Here is a 15,496-nt window from a genome sequence, read left to right as displayed (position 1 = left end):
CGCGCCTTTCTATTTATGCCGTGTTTGTGCCGTGGCCGGTGATGAAGCTGCGGGTTTTCAATTCCCCGTTCGCTATCCTTCGAGGGCGTGTCCGCAGCCGCCGCAGAAGCGGGAGCCGGGTGGGTTGGCGTTGCGGCATCGCGGGCAGGCGACTAGCGTGGACAAAGCCATCGTGGAAACCGGAGCCGGTGCGACTCCACCTACGGTAGCGGCGGCGGGCTGCTGCGTATAGACATTTACATTGACGGGATAGCCCCATCCTTGCGGTACGCCAATGCCGAGCGCGGCGGCGATGCCTGCGGCCTGGATGGCGTTGAACTCGCGGACGCGGCCGGGCATGAAGAAGCACTCAATGAAGCCGAGGATCCAGGTAAGCCCCGTCCAGCTGAAGCAGAGATAGAGAATGCCGAGCCCGATGCGGCCCAGGTAGAAGTGGTGCGCGCCGAAGCCGCCTAGAAAGAGCGCCAGCAGAACGCCTACTACTTCATCGCGCCGCGTGGCCTGGTACTGCTGATAAAAGACCGTCTCGAGATTGGAATACGGGGCGGAATAGTAAAGGCTGCTCATGGGCTGCTCCTGACTGCGATTCGTTGCTACGAAAGATATTACGCGCGGAGGGGGGAAATGGTTCACGGGCTACGAGCAGAATTGGGCGCGGTAGCATCGTAGATGCGATGACAGAGATTTCGGCGGCGGCGAGTGGTGAGTTTCTGATTGGCGGCGATTTGCGCGTGCGCCGGCTGGGCTATGGCACGATGCGGCTGGTGGGTGACGGCGCGTGGGGCGAGCCGGAGGATGCTGCGGCGGCAAGACAGGTGCTGCGGCGTGCGGTGGAGCTTGGCGTAAACCTGATTGACACGGCGGATGCCTACGGGCCGGAGATTGCCGAGCGGCTGATCTGCGAGGCGCTTCACCCTTATCCGGCAGGGCTGGTGATTGCGACCAAGGGCGGCATTACGCGGCAGGGGCCGGCGAAGACCGAATATGTGGGCCGCGCGGGTTACCTGATTCAATGCGTGGAGATGAGTTTGCGGCGGCTGAAGGTGGAGCGGATTGAGCTGTATCAGCTGCACAGGATTGATCCGCGGACTCCGCTGGAGGAGAGTTTGGGCGCGCTGAAGCAAATGCAGGAGCAGGGCAAGATTCGGCACGTTGGGTTGAGTGAGGTAACGCCGGAGCAGATTGAAGAGGCGGAAAAAATTGTACCGATTGTGACGGTGCAGAACCACTACTCGCTGGCAGACCGGCGGCACGAAGAGACGCTGATGTGGTGCGAAGGGCGCGGGATTGGATTTTTGCCGTGGTATCCGATGGCGGGCGGCAAACTGCTGCAAGCCGAACACCCTGCTGCAAGCGTGGCCGCGCAAATGGCAGAGCGCCATGGGCTGAGCGTGGCGCAGATTGCGCTGGCCTGGCTGCTGCATCGCTCGCCGGTGATGCTGCCGATTCCGGGGACGAGCAAGGTGGCCCATCTTGAAGAAAATGTGAAAGCCGGTGTGATGCGTATCACTGACCGGGAATGGTTGCAACTAAATAATGCTATTACTGAACTACCATGAATATTTAGTCTTTACGCGCCGGGATGTCAGGGTTAGGATTCTCATACTGAGCCGGATGCAGTGCAGGATGGCGGCACGCATCAAATTTGTTCATCTCTTGAACTTAAACGTTCCTTGAATCATGGATAGTGAACTCCGAGTGATATCGCGTGTTTTCATCCGACGATTGAAGTTTGTCGCCACGGCGCTGGTTCTATGGCCGGTGATGGCTGCTGCGTCGCCTTCCACTTCCATCTTCTCGACGCAATCGACCCCTGCGCGCGAAGTGAATGGGCTCGCGTTTTTTGTCCTGGGGATTACAGCGGCGATCTTTGTAGCTGTCGGTGCACTGCTGGTCTATGCGCTGGTCAAGTTCCGCGCGCGAGCTGATGATGTGGCGGAGCCTCCGCAGGTTTTTGGCTCCATGCAGATTGAGCTTTCGTGGACGATTATTCCGATTCTGATTGTGACAGTGCTGTTTCTGGGCACTGCGCGGGTGCTTTTCAGCGTGCAGGATGCGCCGAAGCCTGCGAGTGCGCTGGATGTGACGGCGGTGGGGCACCAGTTCTGGTGGGAGTATCACTATCCGCAGTACAACATTACGGCGGCGAATGAGCTGCATATCCCTGTTGGCCAGGGAACGACAGGCCGCGTGACGTATCTCAAGCTGACGAGTGCGGACGTGATTCACAGCTTCTGGATTCCGCAACTGGGCGGCAAGACCGACATGCTGCCGAATCGCGTGAATGAGATGTGGATTGATCCGGCCAAACCGGGCTTGTATCTGGGCCAGTGCGGGCAGTTCTGCGGAACGCAGCATGCCAAGATGCTGCTGCGGGTGAGCGTAGACACGCCGGAGGATTTTGCAAAGTGGATTGCAGGCCAGCAGAAGGCAGCAGTGGAGCTTCCGGCGAGCGGAGCAAACAGTACAGGCGATGCAATCGATGCGCCAACGGGACAGCGGGTCTTTGAGCAGCAGGCATGTATCAACTGCCACACAGTGTCGGGCACGGTGGCGAATGGACGCTTTGGACCGGATTTGACGCACCTGATGAGCCGGGCGACGCTGGCAGCGGGTGCGATGGATAATACGCCGGGGAATCTGAAGGGATGGATTACGAATCCGGATGATTACAAAACCGGATCGCTGATGCCGGCAATGCATCTGACCGAGAAGCAGTACGCACAGATTACGGCATACCTGCAGACACTGAAGTAGAGGCTGGGGAAGTGAGAGGTTGAGGACGATGTCTGAAACGACAATCCCGATACCGAGCGGAGCTGTAGCGAGCGAGCGCGGCACGTATCTGGAGACGATCCATAGCTGGATTGTGACGGTGGATCACAAGAAGCTTGGGATCATGTACATCGTCTATGCGCTCTTGTTCCTGGTAATCGCAGGCGTGGAGGCGCTGCTGATGCGCATTCAGCTTTCCGCGCCGAATCTGCATTTTCTCTCTCCGCAGACCTTCAACCGGATGTTCACCATGCATGGCACCACGATGGTGTTTCTCGTGGGCATGATGATTCTCTTCGGGTTTGGAAATTACCTGATACCGCTGATGATTGGCGCGCGCGATATGGCGTTTCCTCGGCTGAATGCCTTCAGCTTCTGGCTCAGCGCTTTTGCAGGAATGCTTTTATATTTCAGCTTTATTGGTGGATCGGGCCTGCCGGGCACCGGCACGGCACCAGATGTAGGTTGGTTTGCCTATGCTCCGTTGACAGAGCGCGCCTTCTCGCCGGGACACACGATCGACTACTGGACAGTCGCGATTCTGGCCAACGGCATTGGAAGCATTGGAACTTCCATCAACATTCTCGCCACAGTCTTCTGCATGCGGTGCAAAGGCATGACGCTGATGCGGCTTCCGCTGCTGGCGTGGATCTATGCGACCATGTCGTTTCTCACGCTGGTGGCGATCAGCCCGCTGACTGCCGCGCAGGCCATGCTGATGATGGACCGCTATCTGGGCGCACACTTCTTTGATACGCAGGCGGGCGGATCGGCCATACTGTGGGCGCACTTCTTCTGGATCTTCGGGCATCCGGAAGTGTACGTGCTGGTGCTGCCGGCATTCGGTTTTGCAAACGAGATTATTCCGGTGTTCTCGCGCAAGGCCATCTTCGGTTATCCGGCGATGGTGGCGGCAAGCGTGGGTATTGCCTTCATCAGCCTGAGCGTGTGGGCGCACCATATGTTCACCATCGGCATGACATCGTATGGCAATGCGTTCTTCACGCTTTCCACCATGCTGGTAAGTGTTCCGACGGGCATCAAGATCTTCAACTGGCTGGCAACGCTCTGGGGTGGCAGAATCCGCTTCCAGACGCCGATGCTTTTTGCGATCGGATTTCTCTTTCAGTTCCTGATTGCCGGATTGACGGGCATCATGCTGAGCATTTCCGCGTGGGATTGGCAGTTGCATAACACCTACTTTGTGGTGGCGCACTTCCACTACGTGCTGGTGGGCGCCATTATCTTCATGATCTTCTCGGCGCTCTATTACTGGTATCCAAAGATGACGGGGCGGATGCTGGATGAGCGCATGGGCAAGTGGCACTTCTGGTTGATGGTGATTGGCTTCCACATGACCTTCGACCTGATGCACATCCCCGGCCTGCTCGGAATGCCGCGCTGGATCTACACCTACGGTGCAGACCGCGGCTGGGGCACGCTGAACATGCTGGTCTCGATTGGCGGGGGCATTCAGGGAATTGCGATTCTGCTCTTTGTGATCAACATGGTGTGGTCGTACTTCAAGGGGCCGCATGCGGGGCCTGATCCGTGGGATGCATGGACGCTGGAGTGGTCAACGGCCTCACCGCCGCCAGTCTACAACTTTGCCAGGGAGCCGGTGGTTGAGAGCCGCAGGCCGCTATGGGATTTGAAGCATCCGGAAGATCCGGATTCGGCGTTTGATTGATAAAGACAGGGACTAGGGGACTGGATGAGTAGCGCGGCGATACAACACGGGCAAGGCGAGCAGGAGTGGCAGCCCTCGAAGGGCGTTATCGGCATGACCTGCCTGATCATTGCTGAAAGCGCGATCTTCACGATCTTCGTGGTGGCCTATCTCTTCTACATTGGCCGCGACACGAGCGGACCGACGCCTAAGCAGGTGCTGGAGGTTCCGTGGTTCTACTCGGTCTGCCTGCTTTCAAGCAGTTTGTTTATTGTGCTGGCCGAGCACGCCATTGAGCATGGAAAGATGTTGGCGTTTCGCGTGTGGTGGCTGGTGACGATGGCGCTGGGCGCAATTTTTCTCTACGGCACTGCTGCAGAATGGCGCAAGCTGATTGTGGAAGATCATCTCACTATCAGCACGAATTTATTCGGAACGACGTATTACGCACTGGTGGGCCTGCATGCTTCGCACGTCATTGCGGGCCTGCTGATGATGCTGGTGACCGCAGTGTTTGCTCTGACAGGCGCATTAAAGCCGGCTCATGCCAAGCGCGTGAAGGTTCTGGCGCTTTACTGGCACTTTGTGGATGCCGTGTGGTTGGTTGTCTTTACCGTTGTTTACTGGATAGGCCGATGACCGAGATTCCTCATTCCGATCCTGGCGCGGGCGCGACACCGGGCGTTGTGCATCTGCCTGCGCCGACGGCGTTTCCGTTTCTGATGGCGCTGGGGCTGGTGCTGGTTTTTGCATCGCTGGTGATGAGCCCGTGGATTGGTGTGCTGGGCGGTGTGCTGGCGGTTGTGTCGATTGCGGGATGGTTCCGCAATGTACTGCCGCGCGAGGCGCATGAGGATGTGCCCGTGGCAATCGAGATTATGCACTATGTGCCGATGCACGAAAAGGTATCGCGCATTGAGGTAAGCGAACGGCACAGGGCGCAGCTGCCGCTTGAGACCCTTCCGATTTCAAGCGGAATTTATGGCGGCATTGCCGGCGGAATTGCGATGGTGATTCCAGCGGAGATTTACGGGATTCTGCGCTTCCATAGCGTCTGGTACATCGTGAATCTGCTGGGCGGCGCGGGCGTGGGCGACTGGATCAATCCCACTGTGGCCGAAATGAGCCAGTTCCGGCTGAGCGCGTTTGTAACGGCGAATATTATTCAGGGCGCGACGACCCTGCTAGTGGGCGTTCTATATGGCGCTCTATTGCCGGTGTGGCCGAAACGCCCGATTCTACTGGGCGGAATCATTGCGCCTGTGCTGTGGACAGGTCTGCTCCATAGCGTTCTGGGGCTGGTAAATCCATTCCTGCAGAACCGCATCGATTGGCCCTCATTTGCGTTATCGCAGGTGGTCTTTGGCCTGGTAGCCGGCTACGTGGTGACGCGGCTGGGCAAGCTGAAGCGGCTGGCGCAGCTTCCCCTGGCTGTACGGCTGGGCGTGGAGACGCCGGGCTTGATGCACGAGCATGGCGAGCACCAGTCTGGGCATGAGTCCGGGCAAAAGGGAGACGGCAAGGAATGAAGACCCGCTCCATGCTGTCCATCATGTTCTCCGCCCGGTTTGCGTTCTGCGCGGTTTTGCTACTCACCGCTACATTGCCATTCGCAGGCTGTCGATTGCCGGGAAAGCCCGGTGAAGGACCTGAGGTTCCGCGGCCGGAGCAGGTCACAAACTTTGACACGCTTTATGGATCGAACTGCGCCGGATGCCATGGCGCGAACGGGCAGAACGGCAGCGCGATGAATCTCGCCAACCCTACATATCAGTCACTTGTAGACGACGCGACGCTGCGCGATGTGATCGCGAATGGCGAACCTGGAACGCTGATGCCTGCCTTTGGTACGAAGCAGGGCGGGATGCTGACAGAGCAGCAGATTGACGCGATTGTGGCAGGCCTGCGCGCACGCTGGAATAAAGGCAATGTACTCGCAGGGCAGAATGCTCCGGCGTACAAGGCAGCGCACGCCGGTGATGCGGCAAAGGGTGAACAGGCGTATCAGACGGCGTGTGCGCAGTGCCATGAAGCAGCACCGCAGAAGCCTGCGCAGGGAGGATCGATTCGCGATGGGTCATTCCTGGCGCTTGTGAATGAGCAGACGATTCGCACAACGGTGATTGCAGGACGGCCTGATCTGGGAATGCCGGACTGGCGCGGACTGGTGAAAGGCCGGGCACTGTCTGAGGACGAGATTACGGATGTGACCGCGTGGCTGATGGCGCAGAAGCCCGCAACACCCGGCCAGCCCTATCCGGGGGCCGGGCAACAGGGGCCAGCGCGTATACCCACGCCAAACCCTGTGAAACAGTGAGGGAAACAAATGGATGAGCATCCTGTAGCGGGTGCTGCGGAAGACTTATCGCGGCGCACATTTCTGATGAAGGTTGGCATTGCGCTGAATGCGGCAGTGGCGCTGGCAATTGCCACGCCTGTAGTGGCGTACCTGCTAGGGCCCGTGATCAAGCGCAAGGAATATCTGCAGTGGATCGCGCTGGGCAGCGCGGACGATTTTGCCGCGGGCGAGACAAAGCTTGTGTCATTTCAGAATCCATTTTCGAACTCGTGGGATGGCGCGACGGCGCAGGTGCCTGCGTACGTGCGGCGCACAGGAACCGGCTCGGGCGCGAGCGACTTCACGGTCTTTGCCATTAACTGCGCACATCTGGGCTGCCCGGTGCGGTGGTTCAAGGAGTCACAGCTTTTTATGTGCCCCTGCCATGGCGGCGTGTATTACGCGGATGGAAACCGGGCATCGGGACCGCCGGAGCGGGGATTGTTTACCTATGAAGTGAAGCTCGACAACGGCAAGCTGTTGATTGACGCGGGACAGATTCCCACGCTGAGCAATCGCGCATCCGCTGACGGTCCGTGCTCGGGCGGCGAGTGGCCGCAAGAGCCTGCCGAGAAGGCGCTGGCAAACATCGTCAAGACGATTGAACCCTACAAGCCCAATCCGTACGAGTCGCCGAGAGGGTAAAGCATGGCCTGGTACAAGAACATCTACGACTGGCTGGAGCACAGGCTACAGCTCGAAGGGCCGATCAAGCACGAAATCATGCACCCGGTTCCGCGCAAGACGGCGAGCTGGTGGTACGTCTTCGGCTCGGCCAGCTTTGTGCTGCTCATGCTGCAGATTGTGACTGGCATTCTGCTCGGGCTCGTGTATGCGCCATCGGCTGCGCATGCGTGGGACTCACTGCAGGTGCTCAATCACGATCTTCCGCTGGGTTGGTTTCTGCGCGCCATGCACGGCTGGGGCTCAAACTTCATGGTCGCCGTGGTGCTCATCCACATGGCGCAGGTGTTTCTGTTTGGCGCACACAAATATCCGCGCGAGCTGACCTGGGTGCTGGGCGTTTTCATGCTGCTCATGACGCTGGGTATGGCGTTCACGGGGCAGGTTCTGCGCTTCGATCAGGATTCCTACTGGGGACTGGGAATTGGCGCATCCATCATGGGGCGTGTGCCGTTCATTGGGGGGCCGCTGGTGCATCTGATGCTGGGCGGACCGATGATTAACGGGGCAACGCTGACGCGCTTCTTCGCCTTGCATGTGTTTGTGATTCCCGGCACGCTTTTAGCATTCACAGCGATGCATGTATGGATGGTGCTGAAGCTCGGTATCAATGAGTGGCCTACACCGGGGCGCATTGTGCGTCGCGAAACATATATCGCCGAATACACCGAGCTGGCACATAAAGACGGATTGCCGTTTGTGCCCGGCGCAGTCTGGAAAGATCTGGTATTTTCCGCGGCCATTCTCTTCGCCGTAGCGGTGTGCGCAGCGGTCTTTGGGCCATACGGACCGACAGGCACACCCGATCCTACGATTATTGCCACCGTGCCCAAGCCGGATTTCTTCTTCCTGTGGCTTTACACGGTGCTTTCCTTCCTGCCGCCGGAGCTCGAGACGCCGTTTCTGCTGATTGTGCCGCCGATTGCAGTGGCGATCCTTGTAGCGCTGCCGTTTGTGGCGGGCGTGGGTGAAAAGAGCTGGTGGCGCAGGCCGGTGGCAGTCTTCAGCGTGATGTTCATCGCCATCTGCTTTGGCGTGTTTACGCATCTCGGCACGTACACGCCATGGAGCCCGATCATGAATGCGTGGAGCGGTGCGCCGATTCCGGTAGAACTGCTGCACAATCGCACGCCGCTGGAGCGGCAGGGCGCGAATGTTCTTCAACAGAAGCAGTGCCGTAACTGCCACCAGCTTGGCGGACTCGGCGGCCAGCGCGGACCGGCGCTCGATACTGTGGCTACGCGGCTGACGGAGGATCAACTGATCCGGCAGGTGCTGCAGGGGGGCGGTAATATGCCTGCTTATGGTGCGGCGCTCTCGCCGGCGGAGACAACGGCGCTGGTGGCTTATCTTAAGACGCTGCGACCACACTATCAACCGCCGGCTGTGGATGCTTCGCGCGGCGTGGTGGCGATGAATACAAAATGACGATGGCTGTTTGGCTGGACGCCGACGAGGTTCACTCGATTGGCGATGCCCTTGTACATGGGTGGTCGTTTCCTCTGCTTCCCTTCTTCGGGCTTGCGCTGACGCTCATTGTGTATCTGCGCGGATGGTGGACGCTGCGAAAGAGGCGGGAGCGCGAGCTGCCCGCGTGGCGTGTGGTTGCGTTTGCGGCTGGGATAAGTTCAATGTGGATGGCGCTGGCCTCGCCGATTGAGGCGCTCGACGATGCGCTGCTTTCGGCACACATGCTGCAGCACTTCATTCTCATGTCTGTTGCACCTCCACTGATGATTCTGGGCGCGCCTGTGGTTCCTATGCTACGGGGATTGCCGCGTGTGTTTGTTCGCGGTGTGGTGGGGCCGCTGCTGCGGGCGCGGTGGATTCATGCAGTGGCGCGATTTGTGCTGCATCCGGCGGTGGTATGGCTGGCGATGAATGCTGCGTATTTAGGCTGGCATATTCCTGCAGCTTTTGAGACGGCAGTGCGCAATGAGCGCATTCATGAGATAGAGCACTTGTGTTTTTTTGCTACGTCACTTGCGTTCTGGTGGGTGGTGCTGGCTCCATGGCCGGCGAAATCACACTGGCCGCGATGGACCGTGATTCCCTATCTCTTGAGTGCAGATATTTTGAACACTGTGCTGTCAGCGGCGCTGGTCTTTGCGGGGAAGGTTTTATATCCAAGCTATGCGGAGGCGGAGCGCATAACGCGGATGACGGCGATGCAGGATCAGGCGGCGGCGGGTGCGGGAATGTGGGTGGTAAATTCCCTGGTGTTTCTTGTGCCGGCGGTGGTGGTGACAGCTCAGTTATTACAGCCGAGGCACAAATTCATCCGAGCGCACTTTCGGCCAGCGTCTCAGGACTAGGCAGCATCGTCCACGCTGAAGCTGTGCGGAGATGTTGATCAACCAGTAATTGACGGTTTGTGGTTATTCATCCGGGATGCCGTGCGATTCTGATTCCTGCTTTTGGGTGTACGTGGTCCCGAATCACTGAAACGGTGACGGCCAGACTTCTTCTATAGGACGAACCTCAAAACATAGAGAGCTTGTCACGACATTGCCTGACTCATGTCAGATGGGATGAGTGTTCGTCACGTTGCCGGATGCAATAGATGTCCGCCTGAATCGTTAGTCGCTTCAGCCTGACTGACAATGCAGTTTTCTTCCCTTTCCTCTCGCATAAGAACGCTGAATAACAGAATCATCCACATCGGCAGCGAAAAGTCGAAAGTTTCTGTATCAGCTAATCCGCGAATCAACACGAAGATGAGTAGGCTAAAGAGAAAACTTCGCAGTGGACTACGCGGAAGCTTGCGGACTTGCAGGAAGAAACTGGTGTAGATACCGCAAAACAAAATGATGCCCATGGCTCCATAGGAGTAAAACTGCTGGACAAGCTCGTTGTGCGCGTGGCGGACCTCAAACTGATCCGGGCCATAGGGCGGAATGACTTGCCAAACTGAATGAAAGCCGTGTCCAAGCAAAGGCATTTCGATGCCGTTAGAGATCAAGATGATCCATATTCCGAGACGTCCTGTGAGGTTTTCTGGCTGGGCGCTTGATGCATAGTTGTCGATATAGGACGACAGCAACGTCCAGAACGGCAGGACAAGTACCAGCGCTATCAGTGCAATCTGGATTCGTTTACGTCGTGGTATGGCGTTATTCGCAAACAGAAGAAAGGCCTGGCTGACGAAAAACGCAATGATAGTTGTTTTGCTGAGGCTGCGGAACATGGTCATGCCCAGCACCAGCAATGCGAATAGATGTTTTTCCTTGCGAACAATAACCAGGTACTGTGCACAGTAGAATGCAAAGGCACAGAGATACCCGATGTTGTTGGTGCCAACCAGGCCGTCGTATCCTAATCGGCTGTCGTCCGTGCTTGGCAGCATCCATGCAACGATGGCCACCATGCAGGCACCGTGCGCGAACCCCTTCAGCAGTCCCTGCGCGACGGATTTCACAGATTGCGTGCGCATAAGAAGAACGACCACGCCGCTGTTGGCCGCCATGGCGCACCAGAATGCCACGGCTGCGGGCACGGAAGAGGTAACGCTCCACGCCAGACTGCAGCCCGTGAACAAAAGAAAAAGAATTGCCCATCGAGAGGAGCTGATCCTCAGCAACTGAAGGTCATGCCGAGGTTCTCCCAGGCAGCGAAACATGACAACGGCAAACAGGAGAAAGCCAATGGCAAGATCGCACACGACACCGGCTTGCGGAATGACTCCCAGCACTGCAACCAGCACTATGATGAATAGACGAAACCCTAAATAAAGCCCATAAAAATATGCCAGGCCAGATGGCTGTTCTGCCGGAATGTTCGTAGGTTCGCTCATTGCAAGCGGGCACCGAAAGCGCGTAGAAGGCCTTTTATAGAAAATCTAATTGAGACGACAACAAGCGAATGTCATTTAATAGTCATTTTCGTTAAGCGATATAGGCCGAAAGCGAAGAGGCACTGTCGCCGCTAAATGGGGTGCGCTCGACCGCCGAAAGCGGATCTCCGACGAGACGTAGGGCACCCGTGCAGAGTTGATCACGCAAAGATAATGCAGGCGGGCGTTCCGGCGGCTGTGTAATGGCCGGTGGATGTGAGAGCGCCGGTCTGCGGGTTGATGCGGTAGCTGGTGACGTTGTCGCCTTTCTGATTGCAGACGAAGAAGTAGCGGCCGGTGGGATCGATGTTGGTGTGGCGCGGGTAGTCGCCGAGGGTTGGCACGTGGCCAATGTGCGTGAGATGGCCGTCAGCGCCGATGGAATACGCTCCGATGGAATCATGCAGGCGGTTAGTAACATAGAGCCATTTACCGTTGGAGTGCATGGAAATCTCCGAGCCGTAACTGCTTCCGGCAAAGCCTTCCGGCAGTGCGGAGACGGTCTGCTGCGAGGTGAGCGAGCCGGAATTCTGATCGTATTGGAAGAAGATGACGGTGGAAGCCTGCTCGGTAATCGCATAGATCCATTCGCCGTTGGGATGGAAGGCGAGATGGCGTGGGCCGTCGCCGGTGGGAATCGATGTGGTGGTCTGCTGAGCAAGTTTTCCCGCAGCGGAATCGAGGCGGTATGTGTAGATGCGGTCCTGGCCTAGATCGACGGCGAGGATGAAATGGCCTTTGACGTCAGGCTGGATGAAGTGCGCGTGCGGAGCGTCATGGCCGATGGTGGTAAAGCTGCCTTTAGGCGCGTGGGTTGCGCCGTTGGGCGCACCGGCAACGCCTGTGTGCGTCTGCACATCAGTGGCTTCGCCGAGTGAGCCATCGGGCTTGATGGGCAGCACGGCGATGGTGCCTGAGACATAATTGGCGACGAGCGCGAATTTGCCGCTGGGATCAAAGCTAAGGTGGCATGGTGCGGAGCCATGAGAGCTTACTGCATTGAGCTGACGAAGTGCGCCTGAAGCAGCATCCACCGCGAAGGCTGTGACAGAGCCCGACTTATCGCCTTCATTGACGGCATAGAGGAAACGCTTGTTGGGATGAAGTGCGATCCATGACGGGCTTGTTGTGGTGGCTGCGAGCTTGCGGTTCTTGAGAGCGCCGGTCGCGGGATCCAGGTCAAAAATGTAGATGCCTTCACCGTGGTTGTCAGAGCCGGTGTACGTGCCAACGTAAGCGCGTTGCGATGGCGAAGCAGGAAATGCCTTAGGCATGAGTGCGGCTCCTGTAGTTGCGATGGCTCCGGAGCGTAAAAAGTTGCGGCGAGAAACGATTCGATTCATAAGCAGAGCCTCTTGTTGTAGCGGGTTCGATCATAGTGGAAGAAACGAGAGAGTGAGCGCAAAGACGAGCGCAGTGACAGAGATGATGGTCTCGCAGATGGACCATGTTTTGATGGTTTGTGGAACGCTGAGGCCGAGGTACTCCTTGACGAGCCAGAAGCCGCCATCATTGACGTGCGAGAAAATAAGCGAGCCCGCGCCGGTGGCGATGGCGAGAAGCTCAGGATGCGCGCCTGGCGTATGAAGTGCGATAGGCGCAACAATACCGGCGGCTGTAGTCATGGCTACTGTGGCCGACCCGGTGGCGAGGCGCATGAGAGCGGCGAGAAGCCAGGCGAAGAGGATCAATGGCACGTGGCTTGCCACTGCAACGGTAACGATGGAGCCTGAGACGCCGCTATCCTGCAGGATGCGGCCGAAACCGCCGCCTGCGCCGACAAGCAGCGTTACCGTGGCCGTGGGCGCGAGGCACTCATTGGTGAAGCGGAGAATGGTTTCACGCGTGAAGCCGCGCCGTTTGCCGAAAGTATAAAAGCTGACCAGCACGCCGAGGAAGAGAGCGATATCGTCATTGCCGACAAGATGCAGCGCCTGGTTCAACGAGCTTCCGACTGGCGAGATGGAGTCGGCCCAACTGCCGAGCATCATGAGCGCTACAGGAAGAAGAATGGTGGCGACGGTGATGGCGAAGCCCGGTGTGCCCTGCTCTTCACTGTGCTCGACGAACTCCGCGGCCATGCGATTTTCTTCCGGAAGCTGAATGAATGGCGCAATGATCTTCGCCCAGATGGGTCCGGCAAGTATGGCAGTGGGCAGGCCGATGAGCACGCCGTAAAAGATAGTTCGGCCTACGTTGGCTTTATAGATGGATGCGGCTAGAAGCGCTGCCGGGTGCGGCGGAATGAGGCCGTGAACGACCGAGAGGCCGGCGAGCATGGGGAGCGCGACGAGGACGAGATTGGTTTTGGTGCGGCGGGCGACGGTGAAGGCGATGGGAATCAGCAGAACGAATCCCACCTCAAAGAAGACGGGCAGGCCGACGAGAAAGCCGATGGCCATCATGGCCCATGGCACACGCTTCTCTCCAAACCAGTCGATGATGCGGTTGGCGATGGCTGTGGCTCCGCCGGATTCAGCCATCATTTTGCCGAGCATGGTGCCGAGTGCAACAACCACTGCAATGTGGGCGAGGGTATTGCCGAGACCGGTTTCAAAGGAGCGAAGAATTGTGGGGAACGGCATTCTGGCTGCGCCGCCGAGAGAGAGAGAGACGAGAAGAATGCTGAGGAAGGGATTGAGCTTGGCCCATGCGACGAGCAGAATGAGCGCGAGCACTGCGGCGGCGGCGGCGATGAGGAGATAGATGCCGTGGGCGTCAATCATTGCTTACTTCCCGCTTCAGAAATTTGCCTGCGCGCTCGCCGGTCGCGCCGGTTGAGGTATATGTCAGCGTGCCGTTGACCCAGACGGAATGAATACCTTGAGAAGGCCGCACGGGATCGGTGAAGGTGGCTGTGTCGAGGATGGTTTCTGGATTGAAGAGCACCAGGTCGGCGTGGAAGTTTTCGCGAATGAGGCCGCGCTGCGAAATGCCGAAGCGTGCTGCGGGCAGGCCGGTCATCTTATGAATAGCAGTGGCGAGCGGGAAGAGCTTTTCTTCGCGGCTGTAGCGGCCAAGGACGCGCGGGAAGGTTCCCCAGAGACGTGGATGCGGGCGCGGATCGTGGGGCAGGCCGTCGGAACCAATCATGGTGGCGGGGTGCGCGAGGATCATTCGCATGTCGGTCTCCGATATGGAGTGATAGATGGCTCCGGCGGGTTGCAGGCGGCGCGCTGCGTCGAGTTGAGAAAGGCTCCACTGCTCGGCGATCTCGGCGAGGGTTTGGCCTGCGACCTCAGGATGTGGCGAGCTCCACGTGATGGTGATTTTCACGCGGGGGTCTACCTGCTTGAGGTCGAGCGTGCTGGAGCCGGCTGCGTAAGGGTAGCAGTCGCAGGCGATTTGCTGATGCGTTCGGGCGGCGTCAAAGGCTTCAAGTACTTTCCCGCTGCGGCCCCAGTTATCGATGCCGGCGCATTTGAGGTGCGAGACGATGACGGGAACATGATGTTCGCGGCCAACGTCAAAGGCCTCCTGCATGGCGTCGAGGATGGCTTCCGTCTCGGTGCGCATGTGCGTGGTGTAGACGGCGTGGGCTGAGGTGAGAAGTTGCGCGAGCGCGAGGACTTCTGAATTTGGCGCGGCATTGGCGTTGGCATAGGCAAGGCCGGTGCTGAGACCGATTGCTCCGGCATGGAGAGCCTCTTCCAGGTCTGCGCGCATTGCAGCGATTTCCGCATCCGTGGCGGCGCGGTCCAGGCGATCCATGGCATTGCTGCGGAGGGCGGTGTGCCCGACTAGTGCGGCGACGTTGACGGCGGGCTTTGCGGCGGCAATTGCGTCTACATACGCAGTGAAGGTGGGATAGCGGAAGAATTCGGCGCGGCCGAGGAGGGTCATGGGATCGGGCGGGCCTATTTTTTGATAATCAGGATTTAGGCGCACAGGCGCGGCGGAGATGCCACAGTTGCCCACGATTACGGTGGTGACGCCCTGCGAGATTTTGGGAAGCATCTCCGGCGTCTCAATCACGCTGGTATCGTCGTGCGTGTGGGTGTCAATGAAGCCGGGGGCGAGGACGAGGCCTTCGGCGTCGATGACTGTGTGGGCTGTGAGAGAGAGCGTGGGAGCGATGGCTGCGATGCGGCCATTGGCTATGGCAACGTCGAGTATTTCCGGTTCGCCGCCCGAGCCGTCCACGACACGCGCCCGGCGCAGAATGAGGTCACAGTTCGTCATCGCAATGCCTTTAGAA

14 protein-coding genes are annotated in these 15,496 nt (G+C 58.4%); 9 read left to right on the top strand and 5 right to left on the bottom strand.

Annotation, left to right across the window (positions count from 1 at the left end):
• Positions 1 to 72 precede the first annotated feature (72 nt).
• Positions 73 to 567, bottom strand: a complete 495-nt coding sequence (locus VO84_RS08110) for an NINE protein (protein ID WP_058187163.1) — start codon at positions 565 to 567, stop codon at positions 73 to 75.
• Between the two features lie 107 nt (positions 568 to 674).
• Between VO84_RS08110 and VO84_RS08105 the strand changes: the two genes are divergently transcribed.
• From VO84_RS08105 to VO84_RS08065, 9 genes are all read left to right on the top strand, one after another.
• Positions 675 to 1,559: an aldo/keto reductase gene (locus VO84_RS08105; protein WP_058187162.1), complete on the top strand. Its 885-nt coding sequence runs from the start codon at positions 675 to 677 to the stop codon at positions 1,557 to 1,559.
• Positions 1,560 to 1,725: 166 nt separating this feature from the next.
• Positions 1,726 to 2,757, top strand: coding sequence for a cytochrome c oxidase subunit II (gene coxB / locus VO84_RS08100; RefSeq protein WP_231737837.1), 1,032 nt, complete (start codon positions 1,726 to 1,728; stop codon positions 2,755 to 2,757).
• Positions 2,758 to 2,785: 28 nt separating this feature from the next.
• Positions 2,786 to 4,465, top strand: coding sequence for a cytochrome c oxidase subunit I (gene ctaD, locus VO84_RS08095; RefSeq protein ID WP_058187161.1), 1,680 nt, complete (start codon positions 2,786 to 2,788; stop codon positions 4,463 to 4,465).
• 24 nt (positions 4,466 to 4,489) lie between these two features.
• Positions 4,490 to 5,083: a cytochrome c oxidase subunit 3 gene (locus VO84_RS08090; RefSeq protein ID WP_058187160.1), complete on the top strand. Its 594-nt coding sequence runs from the start codon at positions 4,490 to 4,492 to the stop codon at positions 5,081 to 5,083.
• Positions 5,080 to 5,973 carry a hypothetical protein gene (locus VO84_RS08085; protein WP_058187159.1) on the top strand — a complete coding sequence of 298 codons (894 nt, stop codon included), beginning with the start codon at positions 5,080 to 5,082 and terminating at the stop codon, positions 5,971 to 5,973. Before VO84_RS08090 ends, VO84_RS08085 begins: the two co-directional genes overlap by 4 nt.
• Positions 5,970 to 6,761: a cytochrome c gene (locus tag VO84_RS08080; RefSeq protein WP_058187158.1), complete on the top strand. Its 792-nt coding sequence runs from the start codon at positions 5,970 to 5,972 to the stop codon at positions 6,759 to 6,761. The genes VO84_RS08085 and VO84_RS08080 overlap by 4 nt, the downstream gene beginning before the upstream one ends.
• A 9-nt stretch (positions 6,762 to 6,770) precedes the next feature.
• Entirely contained in the window at positions 6,771 to 7,427 is a 657-nt protein-coding gene (locus tag VO84_RS08075; protein ID WP_082661836.1) for a QcrA and Rieske domain-containing protein, read from the top strand.
• 3 nt (positions 7,428 to 7,430) lie between these two features.
• Positions 7,431 to 8,894 carry a cytochrome b N-terminal domain-containing protein gene (locus tag VO84_RS08070; RefSeq protein ID WP_058187157.1) on the top strand — a complete coding sequence of 488 codons (1,464 nt, stop codon included), beginning with the start codon at positions 7,431 to 7,433 and terminating at the stop codon, positions 8,892 to 8,894.
• 2 nt (positions 8,895 to 8,896) lie between these two features.
• The gene (locus VO84_RS08065) at positions 8,897 to 9,781 is read left to right on the top strand and encodes a cytochrome c oxidase assembly protein (protein ID WP_197413955.1); all 885 of its coding nucleotides are present in this window, start codon (positions 8,897 to 8,899) and stop codon (positions 9,779 to 9,781) included.
• A 227-nt stretch (positions 9,782 to 10,008) separates the two neighbouring features.
• On the opposite strand, the gene VO84_RS08060 is transcribed toward VO84_RS08065, so the two are convergent.
• The 4 genes from VO84_RS08060 to VO84_RS08045 all read right to left on the bottom strand — a co-directional run bounded on the left by VO84_RS08060 (position 10,009) and on the right by VO84_RS08045 (position 15,480).
• The gene (locus VO84_RS08060) at positions 10,009 to 11,259 is read right to left on the bottom strand and encodes an O-antigen ligase family protein (protein WP_058187155.1); all 1,251 of its coding nucleotides are present in this window, start codon (positions 11,257 to 11,259) and stop codon (positions 10,009 to 10,011) included.
• Between the two features lie 200 nt (positions 11,260 to 11,459).
• On the bottom strand, positions 11,460 to 12,572 hold the full coding sequence (locus tag VO84_RS08055) for a lactonase family protein (RefSeq protein WP_058187154.1): 1,113 nt from the start codon (positions 12,570 to 12,572) through the stop codon (positions 11,460 to 11,462).
• A 99-nt stretch (positions 12,573 to 12,671) separates the two neighbouring features.
• Positions 12,672 to 14,024: a GntT/GntP/DsdX family permease gene (locus VO84_RS08050; RefSeq protein ID WP_058187153.1), complete on the bottom strand. Its 1,353-nt coding sequence runs from the start codon at positions 14,022 to 14,024 to the stop codon at positions 12,672 to 12,674.
• On the bottom strand, positions 14,017 to 15,480 hold the full coding sequence (locus tag VO84_RS08045) for an N-acyl-D-amino-acid deacylase family protein (protein WP_058188657.1): 1,464 nt from the start codon (positions 15,478 to 15,480) through the stop codon (positions 14,017 to 14,019). The genes VO84_RS08050 and VO84_RS08045 overlap by 8 nt, the downstream gene beginning before the upstream one ends.
• Between the last annotated feature and the right edge of the window lie 16 nt (positions 15,481 to 15,496).

Origin of the sequence: Occallatibacter gabretensis, from assembly GCF_001449115.1 — a bacterium.
Lineage (GTDB): Bacteria > Acidobacteriota > Terriglobia > Terriglobales > Acidobacteriaceae > Telmatobacter > Telmatobacter gabretensis.
This window is presented reverse-complemented; position numbering and strand designations above follow the sequence as displayed.

Excerpts from the sequence above, each read along its gene's own strand:
- VO84_RS08110 (WP_058187163.1), bottom strand. The coding sequence starts at position 567 with ATGAGCAGCCTTTACTATTCCGCCCCGTATTCCAATCTCGAGACGGTC.
- VO84_RS08105 (WP_058187162.1), top strand. The coding sequence starts at position 675 with ATGACAGAGATTTCGGCGGCGGCGAGTGGTGAGTTTCTGATTGGCGGC.
- ctaD (WP_058187161.1), top strand. The coding sequence starts at position 2,786 with ATGTCTGAAACGACAATCCCGATACCGAGCGGAGCTGTAGCGAGCGAG.
- VO84_RS08090 (WP_058187160.1), top strand. The coding sequence starts at position 4,490 with ATGAGTAGCGCGGCGATACAACACGGGCAAGGCGAGCAGGAGTGGCAG.
- VO84_RS08085 (WP_058187159.1), top strand. The coding sequence starts at position 5,080 with ATGACCGAGATTCCTCATTCCGATCCTGGCGCGGGCGCGACACCGGGC.
- VO84_RS08080 (WP_058187158.1), top strand. The coding sequence starts at position 5,970 with ATGAAGACCCGCTCCATGCTGTCCATCATGTTCTCCGCCCGGTTTGCG.
- VO84_RS08075 (WP_082661836.1), top strand. The coding sequence starts at position 6,771 with ATGGATGAGCATCCTGTAGCGGGTGCTGCGGAAGACTTATCGCGGCGC.
- VO84_RS08070 (WP_058187157.1), top strand. The coding sequence starts at position 7,431 with ATGGCCTGGTACAAGAACATCTACGACTGGCTGGAGCACAGGCTACAG.
- VO84_RS08065 (WP_197413955.1), top strand. The coding sequence starts at position 8,897 with ATGGCTGTTTGGCTGGACGCCGACGAGGTTCACTCGATTGGCGATGCC.
- VO84_RS08060 (WP_058187155.1), bottom strand. The coding sequence starts at position 11,259 with ATGAGCGAACCTACGAACATTCCGGCAGAACAGCCATCTGGCCTGGCA.
- VO84_RS08055 (WP_058187154.1), bottom strand. The coding sequence starts at position 12,572 with ATGCCTAAGGCATTTCCTGCTTCGCCATCGCAACGCGCTTACGTTGGC.
- VO84_RS08050 (WP_058187153.1), bottom strand. The coding sequence starts at position 14,024 with ATGATTGACGCCCACGGCATCTATCTCCTCATCGCCGCCGCCGCCGCA.
- VO84_RS08045 (WP_058188657.1), bottom strand. The coding sequence starts at position 15,480 with ATGACGAACTGTGACCTCATTCTGCGCCGGGCGCGTGTCGTGGACGGC.